1 protein-coding gene and 1 pseudogene are annotated in these 2,091 nt (G+C 63.2%); both read left to right on the top strand.

Annotated features, from left to right (window positions below):
* Nucleotides 1-486: pseudogene (locus EN935_RS32930) on the top strand (DNA repair protein RecN); the annotation flags it as partial.
* 112 nt (nucleotides 487-598) lie between these two features.
* Nucleotides 599-2,091 (top strand): NAD-dependent DNA ligase LigA (ligA, locus tag EN935_RS32925; RefSeq protein ID WP_127374071.1); only part of this gene is annotated, 1,493 nt, incomplete at its 3' end.

Below are 2,091 nucleotides of genomic sequence, written 5' to 3'. Positions count from 1 at the left end.
ATGAAGAGCGATGCCGAGAGCCGCATGGAAGAGGGCATCGATCAGATCGAATTCTGGGTGCGCACCAATCCCGGCACGCGGCCCGGGCCGATGATGAAGGTGGCGTCCGGCGGCGAGCTTTCGCGCTTCCTTTTGGCGCTGAAAGTGGCGCTGGCTGATCGTGGCTCGGCGCCAACGCTGGTGTTCGATGAAATCGATACTGGCGTGGGCGGCGCTGTCGCCGACGCCATCGGCCAGCGGCTGGCGCGGCTGTCGAAGCGCGTCCAGGTGCTCTCGGTTACGCACGCGCCACAGGTGGCGGCGCGCGCGGCGACGCATTTCCTGATCTCCAAATCCGGCACCACCGACCGTGTCGCCACCGGCATTGCCGAGATGGACCGGCCGGCGCGGCAGGAAGAGATCGCGCGCATGCTGGCCGGCGCCACCATTACCGACGAGGCGCGCGCCGCAGCCGAGCGGCTGCTGCGTGAAAACACCACGGCATAAGAACGAGGGGTGTCAGGGATCGAGTCAGGATATGGCTCCATCCCGCTGTTCAGGAATGCTTTTCCCAAAATCCTGATCTATTGTGGCGGGCCAAAGTTCGGGGGAGGAAAGCATGGCTGAAAAACCTGTCGATTCGCTCAGTGAGAGCGAGGCCGAAGCCGAGCTGAAGCGCCTGGCGGAAGAGATCGCCGAGCACGACCGGCGCTATCATACCGAAGATGCGCCTGTAATAAGCGATGCCGAGTATGATGCGCTGGCACGGCGCAACCTTGCTATCGAGGAGCGCTTTCCGGCGCTGGTGCGCGAGGATTCGCCATCGCTCAGGGTTGGTGCAGCACCCGCGGAGGGCTTTACCAAGGTGCGCCATGCCGTGCCGATGCTCAGCCTTGCCAAGGCCTATACCGACGACGATGTCACCGATTTCATCGAGCGCGGCCGGCGATTCTTCGATCGCGACAAGGATCTCGACATCGCCTTCACGGCCGAACCGAAGATCGACGGGCTGTCGGCTTCGCTGCGCTACGAAAACGGCGTGTTCGTGCAGGGCGCAACGCGGGGCGACGGCACTGTCGGCGAAGACATCACCGCCAACCTGCGGACAATCGCCGACATCCCCGCGAGGCTCAAGGGCTCGGGCTGGCCCGAAATCATCGAGATACGCGGCGAGGTCTATATGACCTATGCGGAATTCGAGGCGCTGAAGCAGCGGTCGGCGGCGGTCGGCGGTCAGGACTACGTCAATCCGCGCAACACGGCGGCCGGATCGCTGCGTCAGAAAGATCCATCCGTCACCGCCAGCCGCAACCTCAAATTCTTCGCCTATGCCTGGGGCTACACGACAGCGGATCCGGCTCCGACCCAATATGATTCGGTGCAGAAATTCGCCGAGTGGGGGTTCAAGATCAGTCCGCTGATGGTCAGGGCGAAATCGGTCGATGATCTGGTCGCCCAATATCGCCTCATCGAGGAGCAGCGCTCGTCGCTGGGCTATGACATTGACGGCGTCGTCTACAAGGTCGACCAGCTGGAATTGCAGCGCAGATGGGGGTTCGTCACCGGCGAACCGCGCTGGGCGGTTGCACACAAATTTCCGGCCGAACAGGCGATGACGACCGTGCAGAAGATCGACATCCAGGTCGGCCGCACCGGCACGCTGGCGCCGGTTGCGCGGCTGGCGCCGGTCACGGTTGGCGGCGTCGTGGTCGAGAATGTCACGCTGCACAATGAGGACTACATCAAAGGCCTGGACAGCACGGGTCAGCCGATCCGCGACGGCATCGACGTTCGCATCGGCGATACGGTCGTGATCCAGCGGGCAGGCGACGTCATTCCCCAGATCGTCAGCGTCGTCATCGACAAGCGGCCGCCCGATGCCGTGCCATACGAGTTCCCCCACACTTGTCCGATCTGCGGCTCGCCGGCGACGCGCGAGATCAATGAGAAGACCGGCAAGGAAGATTCGCGCCGCCGCTGCACCGGCGAACTGATCTGTCCGGCGCAGGCGGTGGAAGGATTGCGCCACTTCGTGTCACGCGGTGCCCTGGACATCGAAGGCCTTGGTGCCGAAAACATAGATACCTTCTTCAATGCGGGATTGATCAAGAC

Origin of the sequence: Mesorhizobium sp. M7D.F.Ca.US.004.03.1.1 (assembly GCF_003998635.1) — a bacterium.
Classification (GTDB): Bacteria; Pseudomonadota; Alphaproteobacteria; order Rhizobiales; family Rhizobiaceae; genus Mesorhizobium; species Mesorhizobium loti.
This window is presented reverse-complemented; position numbering and strand designations above follow the sequence as displayed.